The organism is Arthrobacter sp. B0490 (assembly GCF_002929355.1).
GTDB lineage: Bacteria > Actinomycetota > Actinomycetes > Actinomycetales > Micrococcaceae > Arthrobacter_D.
Genome location: NZ_PJIR01000043.1, coordinates 1 through 1,358, shown reverse-complemented (window position 1 = coordinate 1,358; position 1,358 = coordinate 1). Strand labels below are relative to the sequence as shown.

The 1,358-nt window shown below is 69.0% G+C and carries 1 protein-coding gene; it reads left to right on the top strand.

The genetic code is table 11. The features are described from left to right. A partial coding sequence (locus tag CXQ97_RS18495) for a glyceraldehyde-3-phosphate dehydrogenase (protein WP_258062775.1) occupies positions 1 to 1,358 on the top strand: 1,358 nt, incomplete at both ends.

Here is a 1,358-nt window from a genome sequence, read left to right as displayed (position 1 = left end):
CGCGAGGCACTCGCCGAGGCCATGATCCCGCTCATCGGGCGCCTCTACCGCACCAACAACGTGGTGACGAGCATCCACGGGCGCAGCCTGATCAACAAGTCCACCATGAGCATCCTCAAGGCCCACCGGTTCGCGCGGCGCATCACCACCCAGGAGCTCCGCCTCGAGGACACCGCCCCCCTGCTCGAGATCCTCGCGGACCTCGACCTCGGGGCCGCGGCCATCGACATCGGTCGCCTGCGCAACGCCTACGACCGCGCCGCGGACGCCGGCGACACCCGGACCCTCGAGGAGTTCCTGCGCGCCGAACTCGCCGACATCGTCGACCAGGGCGGACGCGACGAACGGACCAGCACGGACGTCGTCCTCTACGGCTTCGGCCGGATCGGCCGCCTCGTGGCCCGCCTGCTCATCGAGAAGGCCGGTGGCGGCCACGGGCTGCGCCTGCGGGCCGTCGTCGTGCGCCGCGGCTCCGACAACGACCTCGTCAAGCGGGCCAGCCTGCTCCGCCGCGACTCCGTGCACGGACCCTTCGAGGGGACCATCCAGGTCGACGAGGCATCGAACACCATCACCGCCAACGGCATCCGGATCCAGGTCATCTACTCCGACGACCCCGCCACCATCGACTACACCGCCCACGGCATCTCCGACGCCCTCGTCGTCGACAACACCGGCCGCTGGCGCGACGAGGAAGGCCTGTCCCGGCACCTGCAAAGCACCGGGGTGGCCCGCGTCCTCCTCACCGCGCCGGGCAAGGGGGCGCTGAAGAACATCGTGCACGGCATCAACCACGGCTCCATCGAGGACACCGACCGCATCATCACCGCCGCGTCCTGCACCACCAACGCCATCACCCCGGTCCTGAAGGCCATCAACGACCGCTTCGGCGTCGTGCACGGCCACGTCGAGACCGTGCATTCCTTCACGAACGACCAGAACCTCATCGACAACTTCCACCGCGGCGACCGCCGGGGCCGCTCCGCCGCCCTGAACATGGTGCTCACCGAGACCGGGGCCGCGACGGCCGTCGCCAAGGCCCTCCCGGAACTCGCCGGCAAGCTGACCGGCAGCTCCATCCGCGTTCCCACCCCCGACGTGTCCATCGCGATCCTGAACCTCACCCTCGAGCACGCGACCACCAAGGAGGACGTGAACACCTACCTCCGCGAGGTGTCGCTGCATTCCGGCATGCGCAAGCAGGTGGACTACATCGACAGCCCCGAAGTGGTCTCCACCGACTTCGTCGGCTCACGCCGCGCCGGCATCGTGGACGGACTCGCGACGATCGCCGACGGACACCACGCCGTGCTCTACGTCTGGTACGACAACGAGTTCGGCTACAGCTGCCAGGTCGT